General features: G+C 55.1%; 21 protein-coding genes. 7 read left to right on the top strand and 14 right to left on the bottom strand.

The window, feature by feature from the left end:
• Position 1 precedes the first annotated feature (1 nt).
• The 4 genes from IEW66_RS01040 to IEW66_RS01025 all read right to left on the bottom strand — a co-directional run bounded on the left by IEW66_RS01040 (position 2) and on the right by IEW66_RS01025 (position 2719).
• Positions 2–613, bottom strand: coding sequence for a peroxiredoxin (locus IEW66_RS01040; RefSeq protein WP_188679569.1), 612 nt, complete (start codon positions 611–613; stop codon positions 2–4).
• Between the two features lie 179 nt (positions 614–792).
• The gene (locus IEW66_RS01035) at positions 793–1047 is read right to left on the bottom strand and encodes a MarR family transcriptional regulator (RefSeq protein WP_229657405.1); all 255 of its coding nucleotides are present in this window, start codon (positions 1045–1047) and stop codon (positions 793–795) included.
• 59 nt (positions 1048–1106) lie between these two features.
• Positions 1107–2012, bottom strand: a complete 906-nt coding sequence (locus tag IEW66_RS01030; protein ID WP_229657404.1) for an inorganic phosphate transporter — start codon at positions 2010–2012, stop codon at positions 1107–1109.
• A gap of 23 nt (positions 2013–2035) precedes the next feature.
• A complete protein-coding gene (locus tag IEW66_RS01025; RefSeq protein WP_188679567.1) occupies positions 2036–2719 on the bottom strand; it encodes a DUF47 domain-containing protein in 684 nt (227 codons plus the stop codon).
• A 347-nt stretch (positions 2720–3066) separates the two neighbouring features.
• Between IEW66_RS01025 and IEW66_RS01020 the strand changes: the two genes are divergently transcribed.
• On the top strand, positions 3067–3702 hold the full coding sequence (locus IEW66_RS01020) for a MarC family protein (RefSeq protein ID WP_188679565.1): 636 nt from the start codon (positions 3067–3069) through the stop codon (positions 3700–3702).
• Here IEW66_RS01020 and IEW66_RS01015 read toward each other — a convergent pair.
• Entirely contained in the window at positions 3675–4382 is a 708-nt protein-coding gene (locus IEW66_RS01015; RefSeq protein WP_188679563.1) for a type I 3-dehydroquinate dehydratase, read from the bottom strand. The two genes, IEW66_RS01020 and IEW66_RS01015, sit on opposite strands and share 28 nt — an antisense overlap.
• 171 nt (positions 4383–4553) lie before the next feature.
• Here IEW66_RS01015 and IEW66_RS01010 point away from each other — a divergent pair, with 171 nt between their 5' ends.
• Positions 4554–4832 carry a hypothetical protein gene (locus IEW66_RS01010; protein ID WP_188679561.1) on the top strand — a complete coding sequence of 93 codons (279 nt, stop codon included), beginning with the start codon at positions 4554–4556 and terminating at the stop codon, positions 4830–4832.
• Here the strand turns inward: IEW66_RS01010 and thpR are convergent.
• Complete coding sequence (gene thpR, locus IEW66_RS01005) at positions 4820–5329, bottom strand: RNA 2',3'-cyclic phosphodiesterase (protein WP_188679559.1); 510 nt, start codon at positions 5327–5329, stop codon at positions 4820–4822. The genes IEW66_RS01010 and thpR overlap by 13 nt on opposite strands.
• A gap of 251 nt (positions 5330–5580) precedes the next feature.
• Here thpR and gcvH point away from each other — a divergent pair, with 251 nt between their 5' ends.
• Both gcvH and IEW66_RS00995 read left to right on the top strand, forming a co-directional pair.
• Complete coding sequence (gene gcvH, locus IEW66_RS01000) at positions 5581–5964, top strand: glycine cleavage system protein GcvH (RefSeq protein ID WP_188679556.1); 384 nt, start codon at positions 5581–5583, stop codon at positions 5962–5964.
• The gene (locus IEW66_RS00995) at positions 5961–6566 is read left to right on the top strand and encodes an SAM-dependent methyltransferase (protein WP_188679554.1); all 606 of its coding nucleotides are present in this window, start codon (positions 5961–5963) and stop codon (positions 6564–6566) included. The genes gcvH and IEW66_RS00995 overlap by 4 nt, the downstream gene beginning before the upstream one ends.
• On the opposite strand, the gene IEW66_RS00990 is transcribed toward IEW66_RS00995, so the two are convergent.
• From IEW66_RS00990 to dnaG, 6 genes are all read right to left on the bottom strand, one after another.
• The gene (locus IEW66_RS00990) at positions 6537–7166 is read right to left on the bottom strand and encodes a hypothetical protein (RefSeq protein ID WP_188679553.1); all 630 of its coding nucleotides are present in this window, start codon (positions 7164–7166) and stop codon (positions 6537–6539) included. The genes IEW66_RS00995 and IEW66_RS00990 overlap by 30 nt on opposite strands.
• 4 nt (positions 7167–7170) lie before the next feature.
• On the bottom strand, positions 7171–8121 hold the full coding sequence (locus IEW66_RS00985) for a transcriptional regulator (protein WP_188679551.1): 951 nt from the start codon (positions 8119–8121) through the stop codon (positions 7171–7173).
• A 40-nt stretch (positions 8122–8161) separates the two neighbouring features.
• The gene (locus IEW66_RS00980) at positions 8162–8755 is read right to left on the bottom strand and encodes a regulator (protein ID WP_188679549.1); all 594 of its coding nucleotides are present in this window, start codon (positions 8753–8755) and stop codon (positions 8162–8164) included.
• A 129-nt stretch (positions 8756–8884) separates the two neighbouring features.
• A complete protein-coding gene (locus IEW66_RS00975) occupies positions 8885–10660 on the bottom strand; it encodes a M61 family metallopeptidase (protein WP_188679547.1) in 1776 nt (591 codons plus the stop codon).
• A 45-nt stretch (positions 10661–10705) separates the two neighbouring features.
• Positions 10706–12205 carry an ATP-binding protein gene (locus IEW66_RS00970; protein WP_188679545.1) on the bottom strand — a complete coding sequence of 500 codons (1500 nt, stop codon included), beginning with the start codon at positions 12203–12205 and terminating at the stop codon, positions 10706–10708.
• Positions 12187–13542, bottom strand: a complete 1356-nt coding sequence (dnaG, locus tag IEW66_RS00965; protein ID WP_188679542.1) for a DNA primase DnaG — start codon at positions 13540–13542, stop codon at positions 12187–12189. Before dnaG ends, IEW66_RS00970 begins: the two co-directional genes overlap by 19 nt.
• Positions 13543–13993: 451 nt before the next feature.
• On the opposite strand from dnaG, the gene IEW66_RS00960 reads away from it, so the two are divergent.
• Together IEW66_RS00960 and IEW66_RS00955 are read left to right on the top strand one after the other, a co-directional pair.
• Entirely contained in the window at positions 13994–15016 is a 1023-nt protein-coding gene (locus tag IEW66_RS00960; protein WP_188679540.1) for a TIM barrel protein, read from the top strand.
• Positions 15017–15019: 3 nt separating this feature from the next.
• Positions 15020–15310, top strand: coding sequence for a DUF5611 family protein (locus IEW66_RS00955; protein ID WP_075057236.1), 291 nt, complete (start codon positions 15020–15022; stop codon positions 15308–15310).
• 7 nt (positions 15311–15317) lie between these two features.
• Here IEW66_RS00955 and IEW66_RS00950 read toward each other — a convergent pair whose 3' ends face one another.
• Positions 15318–15587 carry an HU family DNA-binding protein gene (locus IEW66_RS00950; RefSeq protein WP_188679538.1) on the bottom strand — a complete coding sequence of 90 codons (270 nt, stop codon included), beginning with the start codon at positions 15585–15587 and terminating at the stop codon, positions 15318–15320.
• A 353-nt stretch (positions 15588–15940) separates the two neighbouring features.
• Between IEW66_RS00950 and speE the strand changes: the two genes are divergently transcribed.
• Positions 15941–16765 carry a polyamine aminopropyltransferase gene (gene speE / locus IEW66_RS00945; RefSeq protein ID WP_188679536.1) on the top strand — a complete coding sequence of 275 codons (825 nt, stop codon included), beginning with the start codon at positions 15941–15943 and terminating at the stop codon, positions 16763–16765.
• Between the two features lies 1 nt (position 16766).
• Here the strand turns inward: speE and IEW66_RS00940 are convergent, their stop codons facing one another.
• Entirely contained in the window at positions 16767–17135 is a 369-nt protein-coding gene (locus IEW66_RS00940) for a DUF3198 domain-containing protein (protein WP_075057237.1), read from the bottom strand.
• Positions 17136–17175 lie beyond the last annotated feature (40 nt).

The raw sequence follows: 17175 nt of genomic DNA, 5'->3' as shown, positions 1-17175 counted from the left end.
TTCAGTCCACCAGTCTGAGGTACCACGTCCTGGCGCCGGGTTCCTTCTCGTTTTTAAGGCTGTCCTGGAACGTCGATGGTGCGGATGCCACGCCTTTCTGGCCAGGCTCCCAGTTGGCCGGTGTGGCGAGCTTCCTCTCCCAGTTGAACTTCAGTGCCTTCACCACCCTCAGGATCTCGTTTATGTTCCTGCCTATCTCAGCCGGGTAATAGATCATCCACCTCACGATCTGGTTCGGGTCTATTATGAACACTCCCCTGACCGTAGTTCCGGCCTTCTCGTCTATGAGGTTGTAGGCACGTGCGACTTCCTTGTCTATGTCCGCGATAACAGGGAACGGTATCTCCACGCCGAACTTCTCCTTGATGTCCCTGAGCCACTGGATGTGGCTGTATATGCTGTCAACGCTGAGACCGATGAGCTTGACGCCCAGCTTCTGGAACTCGTCGTACTTTTCCGCAAAGGCCATGAACTCTGTTGTGCAGACAGGCGTGAAGTCAGCCGGGTGTGAGAACAGCAGCACCCACTGCCCCTTCAGGTCAGAGAAGGTAAGTGGGCCCTGTGTGGTGTTCACGGTGAAATCCGGAGCCTTCTGTCCAAGATATACTGGCATCTTTAAACCACCTATAACCTGATAGTCGCTATAGAGAATAACGTTTCTAACTGTGCACGCCTTGCACAGACCACTAATTAGTTATACTCACGCAGGACGCGGCATACCAGCGGGCCTGGACATAGCCTCCTAGATATCTAGAGCGAAGCAGGAATGCACAAGGGAATGCCCGCACCATGTCACGTTTCCGGGGAGCCGAGCCTTATGCAGTAGAACCTCTTCCTTGTGTCGGTAAGGCATATCTGTGTCTCTATGAGCCCGGCCTCCTTGAGCACCTTGATTGCGTACATCAGAGTCCTCCTTGACAGGCCGGTCTCCTCCTCGAGCCTCTTCACCGTGGCGATCTTCAGTTCCCTGAGCACCCTGAGCACCAGTTTAGCTGAGGGTGGCATCTCCCTCTGCTCCAGCATCATGGACACCATGTGTGCCTGCATATAACCCCTTTGATATGCGCGCCTTTAAATTATCTGCAGTAATAACATGGCATACACCTTCATAACAGGTAGCCCAGTGCCATGCCTGTGACCGGCGAAAGGACCCATGTGGCTATGACTATGAGGAATGGTCTCACGTACACGGCCTTGTACCTGTATGACAGGGCGGTGCCAAGAACGCTCGATGTGAGCGTCTGCGTGTTTGACAGGGGTATGCCGAAGAGCGTAGCGGTCTCGACCAGGGCGGCAGAGACGATAAGCGAGATGAAAGCGTTTGTGTACCGCATCCTGTAGATCTCCTCCCCCACCCTCTTGATGACTCCCCTGCTCAGGAAGAAGCAACCGGTGAATATGGACAGAACCATAGCCGCAGTCGTTGCTGTGCTAAAACCAGCCATGGACTCTATGAAGCCGAGGGTGTTCGCTCCCAGGGTTATTGCAGTGAGGAACGACGAGATGATCAGCAGCGTCTTGATGACAGCAGCCGCGGCCCACTCGTCCCTGTAAGTTATGCCAGACACGAGCCTGTTAAGGGCCACAGCACCAGCCACAGAGACAAGCGGCGCAACGGCCCACATCAGGACAACCGGCCTGACGGAACTGAGGGCTGAGGCCTCGCCGAACCTGAGTGAGAGACCTATGGAGACACCGACCATGGCCATGGTCAGGGAGAGCGGTGACCTCGTGAGGCTGGCAACGAGGAAGATGGCCAGGGATATCAGCATAGCCAGGAGGCGGTATGACTGGCCCTCAGGGAAGAGTTCTGCCGCCGCACGGCTCAGGCTGTGGCCCTGAATCAGGAGGCCGATGGCAAAGCCCGCAGCGCCTATCAGTGTGCCAGCGTTTCTGCTCACGATCCTGGAGCCTATCAGCGTCCCCACAGATGCCGAGAGGTTGTTCCCGGCCACCAGGGCCGTGAGGATGGAAGATACCACGATACCGAATGCGAAGTACTCTGGATTCAAGCTCCCCCTCCAGGCTGCGCGGCTCACTTCGTCACAGAGAGCCGCACGGTCTGGACAAGGTCTGCAATATCCTCGCAGTCGTCCAGAAGGTCATCGATCTTGTGCGTCAGCTCTGTGAGGTGCAGGAACACTATGTAGGACACATACTGGGACATCTCATAGAGGCTGTCTATGAGGTTGTCCTTCATCTCGTCAACCTGTTCTTCCAGTTTCTCGATCTCATGCCTGGCCGCCTGCACCTCGGCTATCTGCCTCCCAGTGAAGGCGATCCTTACATGGTCGAGGGCCCTGAGGTGTATCTCGATCATGTTTGCAAAGACAGTGTACGCGTGATCAACAGCGTTCCTGGAGGCATCGTTCTGCACCTTCAGCCTGGGACCCATCCTCTTTATCTCCCTGCTTATGTAGTATGACTGGTCAAGGAGGTCATCGCACTTCTCAACAAGCTCTATCAGGTTGTCCATCACGTTTGAGCTTATTGCCCCGCTCGTTATCTCGTGCTTTATCTTCATGGAGATCTCGTCAGCCTGCCTCTCAAGTGCACGCACCCTCTCGTTCTCAGGCTTCAGGTCCTGCTCCCTCTTTGAGAGCATGGTGCGTATGCACTCGCTGGCCTCCTTGCTCAGCGGGATGTACTCTGTCATTTCCTCCAGGACACTCCTCTCCCCGACAACAAGGAGCCTCCTGAGGAAGTCTGCATTTACCACGCCGGGTGATGCCTGCCCCTTATAGAAATATTGCCAGGCAGGGTACATGCCATTTCACAGCATGGCTCTTGTTGTGGCTGGGCCTGTCAGAAACGGTACAGGAGATATACAGGCAGGGCGCCCTATTGGCCCGTGAGACCAGTGGTAAGGCATAGGTGGAGTATCACGAACTGCAGGCCCAACCCCGCACAGGCCAGGGACATACGTTTCCTCTCTAATGGCAGGCAAGGGCCGTCGATGGCTTTATGGTAAGGGTCGTTCAACTCCGCCTGAAAGGATCAGTATTTCCAGAGCCAGGATGTGGTGCCCGGATACATTTAATACAAAGAAGCTGTTTGAGCGGACTAATGCTCCTCTCTGTGTTCTTCGTAACAGTGCTCGTCGCACTCTTTGCAATAATGAACCCGATAGGGGCCGTGCCTACACTGGTGGCACTGACCCAGGGCTACAGTCAGGATGAGATCGGGAGAGTGATCAGGAGAAGCGTCATGGTGGCCGCAGGCATGCTCTTCGGCTTCATGTTCGTTGGTGTCTACATCTTCCTGGTGCTTGGCATCGACATCTCCGACTTCAAGGTGGCTGGTGGCGTGCTCCTCTTCAAGGTAGCGTTTGACATGCTGCAGGGCAGGACGTCCAACACGAAGCTCACGCAGCAGGAGGAGCAGGAGACCCTCGAGAGGGAGGCAATAGGCATAGTGCCAATAGGCACCCCACTGCTTGCAGGCCCAGGCACCATAACCACAGGCATAATATACTTCAACGCACCCGGCGCAACAGTTGTTGAGAGGCTTCTGGTTGTGGTTGCAGGGATAATTGTGATACTCCTTGCCTACTTCATCCTGAGGTTCTCGGTGCCCCTGTTCAACAGGCTTGGCAGGACGGGCTCACTGCTTATATCCAGGATAATGGGCCTTCTGCTTGCGAGCATAGCGATAGAGTTCATAACCTCGGGCCTCTACTCGATCATATCGTCACTCCACTGACGCAGGCCGGCAGCAGTTTCCAGCGACGATAGGTACTCTCCAAACTCTTGGCAACCTGTCTGCCCGGGTGCCGTGGGCGCGCCGGCAGAGCAGTACATGAGGTCTGAGACCACCAGGGCCGACATGAGCCTGAAGTCCTGCGCTTCTTGGCCCATGGGAGCGAAAATCATTGGCTTCTTCACCTCTCTCTTGAACCATGCGCACATTGACAGGTCTCTGTAGAAGGCCATCCTGGTGTTATAATTTGCCGCCACCTTGTAGATGTCTGCGGGGATGGAGCCAATCTCATCGAGCGAGTTGCCAATGCCATCGCCCTCAAACATATGCATGGACACTATCACCCTGGCACCGCCTAGGTCGGAGCTGACACTGCCCAACAGGGCAGCGTCTATGTCGACACAGGCGGCACCCGCATCTGTGGCCCTGGAGTATGCAGCGGAAGCTGCCGCAGCGTCCCTGGAGCGGAACGTGAAGATCGCTGTGGCCCCGCCTGCAGCGAGCCTCTCGAGTGCACCAATGGCCCTCTCAACGCCCATGAGGTCAGCCCTCAGCTCAGCTATTTGCCTGGACGGATCGACCTTTGCGATATCCTCCTCCCTGCCTATTGAGATGACTGGAATGCACCTCTCCCGGAGGGTGAACCTACCAAGCCTCAGGGGGCTGCACTGGACCAGGGGCATGATCCCTGATCTCTAGCTCCCCTAAAAACAGTGGCACCTTGCCCTATCAGGTTGTGTGGAGCACCTGAAAGTTTATTTTAGGCATGCCCATGGCCATCTCACTGCGGCCCAGGGCCGTATGAAGTGGTGGATACGAAAATAGATTTGAAGAGCATACTGGGAATGATTGGTATGGACATGATCGAGATTAAGAAAGGTGGCAGGTACACGGTTTTATCAAACAGCGGGACCGATGAGCCCATGAAGACTGAGGGCGAGTACGTTGGCTACACGATCTTCGGCGAGGAGGGGGCGGTCTGCTTCAGGGTCACGCAGCAGGACGGGCGCAGCTTCATCAGGCTCATACCTGTGTCGAATCTGATCGCGATAGAGTTCAGTGAGGACCAGCTGGTCAGTGCAAAGTCAAAGCCAGAGAGGGAAGAGGGCGACAAGACAAACTACATCAGCTGAGCGCACGATATCGCTGTGTATACCGGGCCATCCGGCCTGAGGTCACTCCTGTAGAGGCACACCTTCTCAGCAAACCTCTCAGTGTTTCCGTCAAGCCTGACGGCATACTGTCGCAGGTCCATGGGGCTCTTTAGCCTCGCCACGGTTATGTGGGGCACGAAATCAGCCTCAACGCCCAGGTTGAGCAGCCCCATCACCTCGGAATAGAGGTGCCTGAAACCCTCTGGTGACACTGACAGGTACACCACCCTTGCCCTTGCGGGTGCCGGAAAGGCAGAGACACCCTCTATCCTGAAGCTGAACCTCTGGAACCTCAGTGCTGAGAGGCCCCTGGAGATGCGTCTTGCCTCCCCATCTCCTATCTCGCCCAGGAACTTCAGGGTAACGTGCAGCTCGGGCGTCCTCACCGGCCTCAGGCCGGGGATTGCCGTGATCATACGCTCCACCCTTTCGGTATCGCTGCCCCTGCTCACGGGCACTGCCAGGAAGGCGCGCATGGCATGGTCATGCCTCAAGTCCTAAATAACAGTGACAGTGGCGGGGAGCATACGGCCCCCGGGCCGTTGTGGGTGAACAGGCGCCACACCCCTGGCCGCACCGTGGGAGGTAGGCCCCGCTCCGGCAGCACTCACGACAGTTCAGCGGCAGAGACAACCTTAACAATGGACAGTGGAGGACGGTAATGCACTCCAGGCAACCGTGTTGCAGGAAGCCAAGGGTATTATAATTTCCAGCATTACGTGTAAGCATGGCTAGCAAGGTTCCAGAAAACCTCCTTTACACGAAGACACACGAGTGGTTCTCTGTGGATGGGGACACTGTGACCGTGGGCATTACTGACTATGCCCAGCAGCAGCTGACAGACGTCGTCTATGTCGATCTCCCCAAGAAGGGGGAGAGGAAGAGGCAGGGTGATGTGCTCCTGACAGTAGAATCAGTGAAATCAGCGGAGGATGTGTTCTCACCTGTGACGGGCGAAATCATAGAGGTCAACGAGAGCTTGGGCAAGAGCCCAGAGCTGCTGAACAAGGACAGTTATGCAAACTGGCTGGTGAAGATGCGCCTCGAAAAGGGGTTCAAGCCGCAGGGTATGAGTGCATCCGAGTACAGGAAGTTCATAGGCGAGGAATGAGGCCGGAGGAGAGGAGGAAGGATCTCTATTCTAGGCTCGCCAGGGAATATGAGTACAGCAGCAGGGCGGCCTTCAAGCTGCTGGAGATACAGGAGAGGTACAGGTTCCTCTCCCCTGGCACTGCGGTCATTGAGTTTGGGGCCAGCCCTGGGGGGTGGACCGAGGTCCTTCTCCAGCTCGGCTGCCACCCTGTCTTCTCCATAGACTTAGTGGCCTCCAGGGAAAGGGAGGGCGTCGTCCAGATAAGGGGCGACATGACGAGGAGGGAGACAAGGGAGAGGCTGAGGGAAGAGATGTCCAGGCTCAGCCTGGCTCACGCAGGCTCAATAGTCTCTGACGCCATGGTACACACGAGCGGAGACAGGAACAGGGACCACGCGTCCTCGTACCTCCTCTGCGAGGCTGCAATGTCTTACGCAGGGGAGTTCCTTTCCAGGGGAGGCAGTGTCCTTGTGAAGCAGTTCCAGGGCGATATGACGCAGTCTTTCATAAGGAAGCACAGTGGCAGGTTCCGGGATTCCAGGGTAGTGAAGCCTAGGGCATCTAGGGCGGAGAGCAGCGAGGTCTACATCCTATTCACTGGATTTTCCGGCGATGGATGAGAGCACATCACTGTACATTTCGAGCTCGCAGACAACGGCCAGCCTCCTGCCCTCACCCATGAGCCTCCTGATATTCCTCACAACCTCATCCTGCCTGAGCATGTCCAGGACCCTGAAGCCCTTCACCTTCCACATCTCCCTCTTCCACTCATCCACGAATTCCTCTGCACTGGAGGACGTGAAGACCTTCCTGGCCACCCTGTTTTTGCGCAGTGAGTGCCTCACCAGCGCCATGGTGCCCACGCTCCTCCTGTAGGCCTCGTTGTAGTGCTCGTCGTCCATGTCAAGGCCCACCAGGGGCACACCGTTCTCCTTGCAGTACCTCGCTGCCTCTATGAACATGGGCGGCGGCACCATCACCTCGCCGAACCTTGACAGGTTGACGCCGTATATCGTCTCGTAGTCTGATATGGAGACCTCAAATGGGCTGTCAAGAAACTTCAGGAGCCCCTCGGCCTCCTCCGGTGATATGGTCGCTGCAACAGTTTCCGGCCTGAAATCACGCAGGGCATCTCTTACCTCGTTGCCATCTGAGACAAGGCCCTTGATTGCACCGAGGATGACAGTGTTCCCGTTTCCGTCGAGGTATGACTTCTTCATCGGATCAGCTGTGCCCCGCCGCCCTCTTCTCTATTGTCCTTATCAGGTCGTCCTGGTCCCTGGTAGCCCTGAGGAGGCCGACCGGTATTACCGGGCACCCACCGATCGTCTCCTTGTCCGTGTCCCTCTCGCTGACAACCAGTGGTGTCTGAAGCAGGACGTCGCATATGCTCTTTATTGCAGCCGCCCTGGCCGCCCTTGACATGTCCTCCACCACGCCCAGGAAGAGCATCCTGCTGTAGGTCTCCAGGGATATGGCATCGAAGGGAGACCTCTTGACCACCTCGGAGTGAAGGCCCATCATGGAGAGGATCTCTATGACCTCTCCCACGAGCTCGTCCTCCGGCGCCTCGGGATCAGGTATGCTCACCCCCTCCATGGCCTCCCTGAGGTCGATCCTCCTCTTCAGGTCCTCCTTCAGGACCTCCTCGATCTTCCTGAAGATCTCTATTGTGGCTGCGTTGCCGTTCTCGTACAGTGATACCGATCTCCTGGAAACGCCTATCTTGTTGGATATGTATCCTATGGAGTACCTGAGCCTCTCCCTGACCTCCTTCATCCTCTGCCCGTCGATGGACACATAGTACCCACCGGGGCCTGAGAATATGTAAGGCCTCTCACCATCCACATAATCCTGGAACGTGTCCAGGTTCATTATCGGGAGCGTGTGCCTGTAATAGACCACCCCCCTCTCAAGCGGGCCGTTGCCTGTCCTTTCCCCCAGTACGACAGGCACAGATTCCGTGATCTTGGACACCCTGATGAGCTCTATGGCGCTGCTGGCCCTGAAGGTGTCTATGTTGAACAGGATCTTGAGTATGTACCTCTCATCCTCTCTCCTGGCAACTATGTCGAATGCCACGAGACCTCCGAGCTCCGGGTCTGATACGGCAAAACCCCTACCTCTTAGGAACGTAATAACTCTCCTGAGTATTTCCTTCCGGGGGTCTTCCACAGAGTCAAGTATAAAAGGTTGTATTTAAAGGTTGCTCCAGTCACTCCTCTATTTCCTTTAGGCCGCTCGACAGCTTGTTGGGGCACACCTTTACCTCGCATATGTCGCAGAGGAGTTTGCCATCCAGCGGCTCGGGTGACGCGATCTCTACCCTCCTCACCCCGTCTATGGCGGAGAGGTCATTTATGACCCTCTCCGGTATCGGCCTGAAAAAGATGATCCTTATGAACGTGTCGTTCGACCCGTAGTTCTTTGCCGTGAACTCCCTGATGTAGCACCCGTACCTTGAGACGATCTCACCGACTGCGGCCAGAGTCCGCGAGAAATAGCCCATGGTGGTCCTTATTGTTATGACCTGGTGTCCCATGAGGGGCACCACATCGCATATGTCCACGCTGGGCTTGATCTTCTCCATCACCGCCTTCACCTGCGGCGTGGCCTCTATGAACCTGAGCGTGTCATAGACCGTCCTCCTGTTGACCCTGAATGCCTTTGCAATTTCAGAGATGGAGATCTCCATGCCACCCAGGTAGAACCTGCCGTCCACCACCGAGATCCCGAGGTTGTACAGACCCTCAACTATCCTCCTCTTTATGGGATAGTTCTTGAAGTATTCCTCCAGTATTAGCAGCATCGGGTCTTTCCTCCGGGTACGGATAAATATTCCAGACACGTTAATTAAGTTTGAGTAAGGGACGGCTTCCGTCGACCGGCCAGAATGGTCGGAGAAGCCGGGCTGGGGGTTCTCCTGTGGTAAGGGGCCTCAGCCCCTGAGCACCTTGTTCCTCAACGTGTACTGCCTTGAGCTCCTGTCATCACTTATTTCTGGCTCGAAGGTGTCGTGAGGGGCTGTTGCCGCTGTGACATCAATGGTCAGGAGTGTGTCCCTCCTGAAGACGCTCACGCTCACGGTCTCACCGGGCCTGGTGTCAACGAGGTAATCCGTCTTCAGTTTGCCGTTCTCCTTCCTCAACGGCCTGAGGAGCCGATCCGTGAACCTGTAGCCGTTTATGGCAACCAGTTCGTCGCCTTCGTTTATGCCTGCCTCATATGCAGGCGTACCCTCCAGCACCCCGTCAACTATGTACTTCCCTCCGGCGTCCCTCACTACCAGGCCCAGGTAGCCCCTCTCCACCTCATCTGTTCCACCGAGTTTCTCGTACTTCCTAATTATCCTGACGCCTATCTTGGCCAGTTCAGAATCGAAGTCTATTGGCCCGGGGTTACTGGCGTACCTCCTGAAGAAATCCGTGAAGTCGTGGTTTGTGACGTCCTGTATCGTGTTCAGTATCTCCTTCTCCCCATAGCCCTTGCCGTCCTTCTTGTACTTCTCGAACAGCTGCCTGAAGAGGTCGTCCAGTGACTTCTGGCCGTTGGTCACGTCAGCAATCCATATGCTCAGTATGAGGCCCAGGATCTCCCCCTTCAGGTAGTAGGATATGTAACTGTTGTAGTTGTTCGGTGTGGGCTTGTAGAGCTTGATCCAGGCATCGAAGGAAGATTCGTATGCAGAAACCCTCCTGGAGCCTGGGAGGAGTTCATGGATCCTTATGCTCTCCATGATGTGCTCGAAGTACTCCTTCTCGCTTATTATCCCCGCCCTGTAGAGGGCCACATAGGAGTAGTAGTTGGTGAAGCCCTCCGCGATCCAGAGGAAGTTAGTGTAGTTCTCCTGCTTGTAGTTGAAGGGCCCCAGTTCCGACGGCCTGATCCTCTTCACGTTCCAGAGGTGGAAGAACTCGTGCGCCACCACCGATAGGAACCTGATGTACTTCTCCCTGGGCCTGAAGGTGAACATGTCGATGTCAATGGTCGTCGAACTCAGGTGCTCAAGGCCACCGCTGCCGACCTCTGGAGAAACGAGGTGGAATATGAACGTATACTTCCTGTAGGGCAGCTGGCCGAACATGCTGGCGAACGCCTCCACGATCTTCCCTATGTCCTCAACCAGCCTCTTCTCGTCCTCATTCCCGTGGCCGTATATGACTATCTCGTGGGGCTTCCCCTGCACGGTGAAGCTCAGCACCCTGTGCTTCCCGATCTCAACCGGCGAATCTGCGAGGATATCGTAGCTGGGCGCCCTGAACCTGTTCTCCCCTATCCTCTCGAGTGAGGTGCTCACCGTCCAGTCCCCGTATGGCACTATGACGAGTTCGCAGCTCTGGTCCTTGTAGCCCTCAATGTACATGAGGACGCTGGTGCCGTTGAAGTACCCGTGGGACGCATCAAGGTGGCTCGTATCCACCGTGAACTCGTTCGCGTAAACTTCGTACTCCACGCTCACCTCCCTGGACATGCCGGTGCGCACCCTCCATGTGGACTTATCAAGCCTCTGGACCTCGAGGCTCCTGCCGTCGCTGGTTGAAACCGCCCTGAATGACCTGACGTGCCTGGAAAAGTCTCTGACAAGGTAGGACCCAGGGGCCCAGACCGGCATGGTGAAGTCGAGGTGGTCATCGCTGACCTCCCTCACATCTATCCTGACCCTGAAGAAGTGCGTCTGTGGCTTTTCCATTGAAACTGTATAGGATATCCTCATCGCGCCGCTTAAAGCGTACCGGAGATATTAAAAAATATGCACCGCTCACTGGTAAGAGCGGTCTTCCCTGTAGTTGTGGTAGGAGAAGTAGTATTCCTCCCCGCGCTGCGCTATTGTGCTCTCGCTGGAGACCGCCGCCCCCATGTTGCCGTAGTACTTCTTTATCTTCTCCTCCACTGGCCTGTAGACGCTGAGTGCCTCCTTCACGTCCTCCGGCTCGATAAGATTCTTCTCCTTCGAGACCGCAATGTCACCCGCTGCCCTTATGAGGCCACCAAGCTCCCTGAGGCGGAGTGTGAGCGCGTTGTCCTTCCTGTCTATCTCCTTCGCCCTCCTCCTGCCCTCCTCGATTATGAGCTTGCAGGCGTCCATGGTCATATGCGGTATCTTCCCGTCGGAGTTGATCTCCTGTGCGATGAACTGTATGTACTTGACCCTGTTGGCCGGTGTATCCGGCATCGCCACCTCCATGAGTATCTCGTAACCGCTCCCCACTATCCTGGAGCGCAGCGGACTAAGTATATACTGAAGGTCCTGAATGTTGCAGGCTGCAACCAGTATGAAGTCAGTCGGTACCTTGTCCACCCTGACGCTGGCACCCGCGCTCTGCGGGTTCCTCCCTGTTATGGGGAAGTGGCGCTCCTGCATGGCAGTGAGTATGAACCTCTGTAGGTTTCCAAGGTGTGTTATCTCGTCTATGAACAGTACGCCCTCATGGGCCTCGTGCACCGCACCGGCAATGACCCTCTCATAGGGCAGGGTGCCCAGCTGCGGGTGCCCGCCATAGGGGTCGTGCCTCACATCCCCCAGGAGCTCTGTTTCGCTTGCCCCTGTGGCAAGTACGAATGGGTTCCTGTCTATGGGGACTATGACCTTGCTTGGGCTCCTCTTGTCCAGCTTCCTCCTCCTCTCCAGGGTCTTCTCGTCCAGTATCCTTATCTTGTCCCCGTACCTCTCGTAAACGATAACTTCTTCCCTGTCCCCTACCCTCCGTGTGGAGGTGACCCTCTCCTGGCTGTTCTGGACACCGAACGCGGCACCGATCACGTTGAACACGTCACCGAATGGCCCCTGCGCCGATATGGTGACCTTTGGCTGTCCGCAGTTCGGGCAAGTCACATCGCTAGGCAGGGAGTAGAAACCACACCTGGGGCACCTGTAGCCCAGCCGCTCAGCAACGCTCGAGGGCACCTGCCTCGGGTCCACCACTTCCCCCTCAACGGAGCTCATCTCCTTCTTCTCCTCTATGATCTCCGCCAGGCTCTTTATCTCCACAAATGGCCTTTCCGGGTACTGGGGGTTATGGACAACCCTGATCTCCTGCTGCGGCCTTGGGATGTAGAAGGACATGGCCTGCGCGATCATGGACTTCCCCACCCCTGGAGGGCCAACAAGCAGCAGGTGCCTCCTCTGCTTTGCGGCGATCAGGGCCATCTTCACGGCCTCGTCCTGGCCGATCACCCTGTCCAGGGGGTTCTGCGGTATCGGCACGTAAGATGTGTCCTGAAAGTTCTCGTAATCAAAATTCACGTATGGTGATCCCATGCTACTACCCTTATGTCCAGGGGCTTTTTAGTTATATGCCCCAGCCTCGCACCGTAGATGTTCCTCACACCCATCTTGTATGCCACGTCTATGAGCCTCTGTGATATGACCCCTCCTGTTATTATGGTGCTGGCCTTGCTGATGTCCGCCATCCTCTCCACGGCCTCTGCAAGTGGGAGCGAGGCTATAACGTTACCTGCCTCATCATAGAGTTCCATGGTCTTCTCCTGGTTCAGTACCTGGCCCCTTCTTTCCACAGACCTGGGGTCCGCAAGGTTGACCTTCTCCTCCTGTACAGCTTCCGCCACCTGGCCGCCCTGCTGCTCCCCGTCCTTCTCCTCCTTCTGCTCCTCCGCGTGTTCCTCCGCGGTGACGACCTTCGCCGCCTGGGCCCTGTCACCTGTCTGCGGGACGATAACAGCGGGCTCACTGACGCTCTCCTGCGCCTTCTTCTTGCCGTTCTTCTCCGCATTGTTCCTCTCGGTCAGTTCCTTCAGTTCCTCAGTCATGCCGCGCATGGCCAGGTACTGCTCCACAGGCGTCTTGTACCTGAGGGCCTTCACTATCTGCTTGTATGTGAGTTCCTCAACCTCCATCCCTGGCGGTGCCCTGGCAACGAAGTCCACCTCTGCCACCTGGAGCATCTCCTTCAGGATGAGGTCACCACCCCTGTCACCGTCAAGGAAAACCGTAACTGTCCTCTCCTTGGAGAGTTTCTGGACGGTCTTCGGTATGTTGGTGCCCTGCACGGCTATGGTGTTCTTTATACCGTAGCGCAGGAGGTTAAGCACATCGCTCCTGCCCTCCACCACTATTATTGAATCGGAGTCCTTTATCGCCGGGCCAGCCGGGAGCTTCTCCTCACCGTAGCTTATGATCTCTCCCTTCTCCACCTCTTCGCGGACTGAACTTATTATGCTCTCGCTGACACTCTTGCCGTTTTCGCTCATCTTCTTGTAGAGTTCCTCTGCCCTTTCTATGATCCTCTGCCTCTTCTGTACCCTGACGTCCTCAATGCTCTCAACCTCTACCTTGGCCTTGCAAGGACCTATCCTGTCTATTGTCTCCAGGGCCGCTGCCAGGATCGAGGTCTCAACCTGGTCGAGCCCGGAAGGGATCAGGACGTATCCCTCTGTCCTCCCCTTCTTGCTGTCTATCTCGACCTCTATCCTACCGATCTTGCCGCTCTTCTGGAGATCCCTGAGATCAAGCTCGTCTCCGAGCAACCCTTCCGTCTGACCAAAAATAGCTCCGACGACATCGGGTTTCTCAACCACCCCATCTGTAGATATCTTTGCCTTGATCAGGTATTTCGTTATATTTGGATCTACATTCACAATCATCACCTTGAGTACCTCTGATGTGGGATAACGAGAAATTCACATTTCTCTTATCTATCACCATCTGGCTTTTGTATTCCTAAACTGTATTTAATCTTAACCCTGAGGGCAAAGATTTCCGGATAAAACGGTCAAGTCAATGCAGCGATATACGATCAGAGCACCTTGGGCCTCTGCCCCGGGTGATCCGGGTGGATCCGGAGTGATCCTTTCCACTCCTTGCGTCCCATGCAGGCTGCACCACATAACCCGGATAGTCCACTGCTGCTCACCGGCAGGTTTGGATGTCATCGCCCATACCGATCAGGGGCATGGACTCCATGGTATGGCTGGATCTCCATTGCGCATACCGGGGCACTTCAGCCGGTTGATGCGGAAGCCCCCGGAAGATCACAACACCCGGCATAGATGTTAAATAATCGGTAGTGTATTTCTATGCTGCATCTTCATGTTCAGGTTCGGTCTGGCTGGGATCCCGCTGACCAGTAAGGGAAGGACTTTCATAGACTCGGTTGAGGACACGCATAACCTGGGCCTCAATGCCCTGGAGGTCCAGCTTTTAAGGGTCAACGTCCAGTCTGTCCCCGCAGAGGAATACTCCGGCATGAGGCCTAGGGACGTTGAGGACTGCATAATCGTGGACGTCCTGAGGCAGGACGAGGACGGCATATACAAGGGCATCGGTGTGGACACAGTGATAGAGGAGGGCGACATAGTTGAGGAACTCTTCTGGAACCTTGCCAGGAACTATGACGAACTCCACGATGGCGGAGAGCTGGCAAAGGAACTTGACGTCCTCCTGTCCATACACGCGCCTTACTACATGGACCTTCTGAATGACGAGGAGATAGGCGACAAATCTTACACACACCTGAGGTGGTCCCTGATTATAGGCAAGGCCATGGAGGCCAAGCGAGTGATCACGCACACAGGCTTCTACAGGGGTGGTAAGAAGGAGAGCCTGAAGAAGGCCATGGAGGTCTACACAAGGATAACCTCGCAGTTCTCAACCGAGAGGGGATACCCGTACCTGGGCGTAGAGACCTCAGGGAAGACCGAGATATTCGGCACGGAGCAGGAAGTCATATCCCTGGCCAAGAAGATACCTGACATCGAGCCGATACTCAACTTCCCGCATGTCCACTCCCTGGGCAACGGATCCCTCCTAGAGGTCAGCGACTTCGAGAAGGTGATGGAGGAGTTCAGCAGGTACAAGAAGGGAGACCTATACACCGAATTCGCAGGTGTGGAATACGCAGATGGGAACGAGAAAAAGATCACGGCAATAAAGCACGGTGACCTGAAGTTTGAGACGCTGGCGGAGGCTATGATGAACTACGATGACGACATGACTGTGATCTCTTTCTCCCCGCTCCTGGAGCACGATGCGCAGTACATGAACATAATATTCATGAGGAGCTACTCCAGGCACATGCAGAAGAAATCCGTGACGAAGAAGCAGGTGGCATGAGGCATGGTCAGGGACTATCCTGTTAAGAGGAACTTCAAGACAGACCTGGAAACCCTGCTCTCCAAGTGCAGGACTTACGACCCGGAGGCCAATGCACGGGATGGGCACATCTTCATGTCCGTCCCAGGCCTAAAGCGAATAGAGATATATGCCGAAGGCAAAAAGATCTTCGTTACAACGGAAACAGACACGGGTTACAGGGAACCTGAGAAGACGGTCAAGATATACAACGCGCTCATTGAGGACCTCACAGGTTATTCCGCGAAAGAGAGAAAAAAGATGTTGACCAAGTGAGCCCCGCTCACTTGTACTTTACCTTGCTGGAAGCCCTGAAGACGAACTTGTTCTTCTCGGGAACCCTGATCATGGCCTTTGTCTGCGGGTTCCTGGCTGTCCTTGCCTTCTGCTTCTTTCTTTCAAAAATGCCAAAGCCAGCAAGGTTTATCTTCTGGCCCCTGTCGGCCTCTGCTATCACTGTGTCAAGAAATGTCTTGATTACATTCCTTGCCACTTTCTGCGTTGTGTTGGTCTTCTTGGCAACGGTCTTCGACAGTTCGCTAATTCCGACCATCTCGGTTACCTCCAGTGTATAATGTACATTCCAATATTAAAATATTTGTGTCGGTGATTTAATAAGATGCGAAAAAGTAAGGGTCTTGGGGTATTCAGAAATTATAATAAAATTAATGCATGTTAAATTAAAATGCTACGAATATAGTAAAATGGCAGGTTTTCAGACGTAGATCTCTCTCTGAGGCTTGACAACTGGGTCTACAAGCTGACTCCCATACCGGGCAACCTGCCCGTTGACAGGTGACATCTTGAACGCCTGCTCCAGCGGCCGGGCAGCATGAAAGGTTGGCCTGTCTCCTGCCCCGCATCCAGGAAGGTTAGGTTAAATATGCATTCTCAATCCAAGGGCCAATGAAGATGATTGAGAACTGGTTCTCGGAACGCTATTCTGATAACCTGCAGCTCTCGTTCAGGATAAAGGACCAGCTGCTTTCCGTGAGGACGGACTTCCAGCGGATAGATGTCTTCGATACCTATGACTTCGGCAAGCTCCTCTCCATAGACGGTACCGTGCAGCTGACCGAGAGGGACGAGTTCGTCTACCACGAGATGATAACCCACGTTCCTTTCTATTCTTCAAGCATACCGGTGAGGAGTGCCCTCATCATAGGTGGCGGGGACGGAGGGGCCGCAGGCCAGCTCCTCTCGCTGGGTGTTGAGAGGATAGACAACGTGGAGATAGACAACCAGGTTGTTGAGGTCTCAAGGAGGTTCTTTCCGGACCTTGCAGGCTCCTTCTCGAAGCCTGGCGTTAACCTGGTCATCGGCGACGGCGTGAAGTTCTTAAGGGGGAAGAAGGCACAGTACGACCTCGCGATAGTCGATTCAACCGATCCGGTGGGGCCTGCAGAGGGCCTTTTCCAGGAGGAATTCTACAGGAACCTGAAGGAAGCCCTGAGACCAGGAGGCATTGCGGTCACGCAGTCCGGGTCTCCATTCTACCAGCCAAGGGCCCTGGAGATGGCCTACAGGGGTATGCGGTCAGTGTTCAGGAACGTCAGGGTTTATACGGCCTTCATACCCACATACCCAAGCGGGTTCTGGTCCTTCACCATGGGGAGCGATGCCGAGTTCTCGTCTCCGAAGGGCGTCCGCGTGGGCAGGTATTTCAACGGTGATATAATGAGGGGTTGCTTCCTTCTCCCGCAGTTCGTGCATGAGATAATAGGTGATTAGCTCACCTCACCTTCCACCTCTCCTTTGCCAGGTTCAGCTCGTCCTCAAACCTCGGGCCCAGGTACCTGGATATTCTCTCGAGCTCCTTCAGGTTCTTCACGAACAGGGATTTGCTGTTCCCGCTGAGTATCTCCTGGAACCAGCGGGTATCTCTGGCGACCTTGTAGGTCAGGTACAGGAAGACACATGCCATGATAATGCCCACTGCGAACACCCAGTAGTCCCAGTTCCCAATGTAGCTCAGGGATACGGAGTCCAGGTACGGGCTCCTGAAGAGGATATCGTTTGAGGAGATTATGAAAAGTATGAGCCCGAGGACGCCGAGTGCGAGGTAGATCTGGAACTGGTATTCCCTAATCTTCGATGTCATCCACCGACTTAATGGAATTCCATCTTATAAAAATGAGCTA

Source organism: Thermogymnomonas acidicola (assembly GCF_014646795.1).
GTDB classification, from domain to species: Archaea; Thermoplasmatota; Thermoplasmata; order Thermoplasmatales; family Thermoplasmataceae; genus Thermogymnomonas; species Thermogymnomonas acidicola.
The sequence above is the reverse complement of the archived record's forward strand: the minus strand, read 5'-3'. Positions and strand labels throughout refer to the sequence as shown.

Excerpts from the sequence above, each read along its gene's own strand:
- IEW66_RS01040 (WP_188679569.1), bottom strand. The coding sequence starts at position 613 with ATGCCAGTATATCTTGGACAGAAGGCTCCGGATTTCACCGTGAACACC.
- IEW66_RS01035 (WP_229657405.1), bottom strand. The coding sequence starts at position 1,047 with ATGCAGGCACACATGGTGTCCATGATGCTGGAGCAGAGGGAGATGCCA.
- IEW66_RS01020 (WP_188679565.1), top strand. The coding sequence starts at position 3,067 with ATGCTCCTCTCTGTGTTCTTCGTAACAGTGCTCGTCGCACTCTTTGCA.
- IEW66_RS01015 (WP_188679563.1), bottom strand. The coding sequence starts at position 4,382 with ATGCCCCTGGTCCAGTGCAGCCCCCTGAGGCTTGGTAGGTTCACCCTC.
- IEW66_RS01010 (WP_188679561.1), top strand. The coding sequence starts at position 4,554 with ATGGACATGATCGAGATTAAGAAAGGTGGCAGGTACACGGTTTTATCA.
- thpR (WP_188679559.1), bottom strand. The coding sequence starts at position 5,329 with ATGCGCGCCTTCCTGGCAGTGCCCGTGAGCAGGGGCAGCGATACCGAA.
- gcvH (WP_188679556.1), top strand. The coding sequence starts at position 5,581 with ATGGCTAGCAAGGTTCCAGAAAACCTCCTTTACACGAAGACACACGAG.
- IEW66_RS00995 (WP_188679554.1), top strand. The coding sequence starts at position 5,961 with ATGAGGCCGGAGGAGAGGAGGAAGGATCTCTATTCTAGGCTCGCCAGG.
- IEW66_RS00990 (WP_188679553.1), bottom strand. The coding sequence starts at position 7,166 with ATGAAGAAGTCATACCTCGACGGAAACGGGAACACTGTCATCCTCGGT.
- IEW66_RS00980 (WP_188679549.1), bottom strand. The coding sequence starts at position 8,755 with ATGCTGCTAATACTGGAGGAATACTTCAAGAACTATCCCATAAAGAGG.
- IEW66_RS00975 (WP_188679547.1), bottom strand. The coding sequence starts at position 10,660 with ATGAGGATATCCTATACAGTTTCAATGGAAAAGCCACAGACGCACTTC.
- IEW66_RS00970 (WP_188679545.1), bottom strand. The coding sequence starts at position 12,205 with ATGGGATCACCATACGTGAATTTTGATTACGAGAACTTTCAGGACACA.
- IEW66_RS00960 (WP_188679540.1), top strand. The coding sequence starts at position 13,994 with ATGTTCAGGTTCGGTCTGGCTGGGATCCCGCTGACCAGTAAGGGAAGG.
- IEW66_RS00955 (WP_075057236.1), top strand. The coding sequence starts at position 15,020 with ATGGTCAGGGACTATCCTGTTAAGAGGAACTTCAAGACAGACCTGGAA.
- IEW66_RS00950 (WP_188679538.1), bottom strand. The coding sequence starts at position 15,587 with ATGGTCGGAATTAGCGAACTGTCGAAGACCGTTGCCAAGAAGACCAAC.
- speE (WP_188679536.1), top strand. The coding sequence starts at position 15,941 with ATGAAGATGATTGAGAACTGGTTCTCGGAACGCTATTCTGATAACCTG.
- IEW66_RS00940 (WP_075057237.1), bottom strand. The coding sequence starts at position 17,135 with ATGACATCGAAGATTAGGGAATACCAGTTCCAGATCTACCTCGCACTC.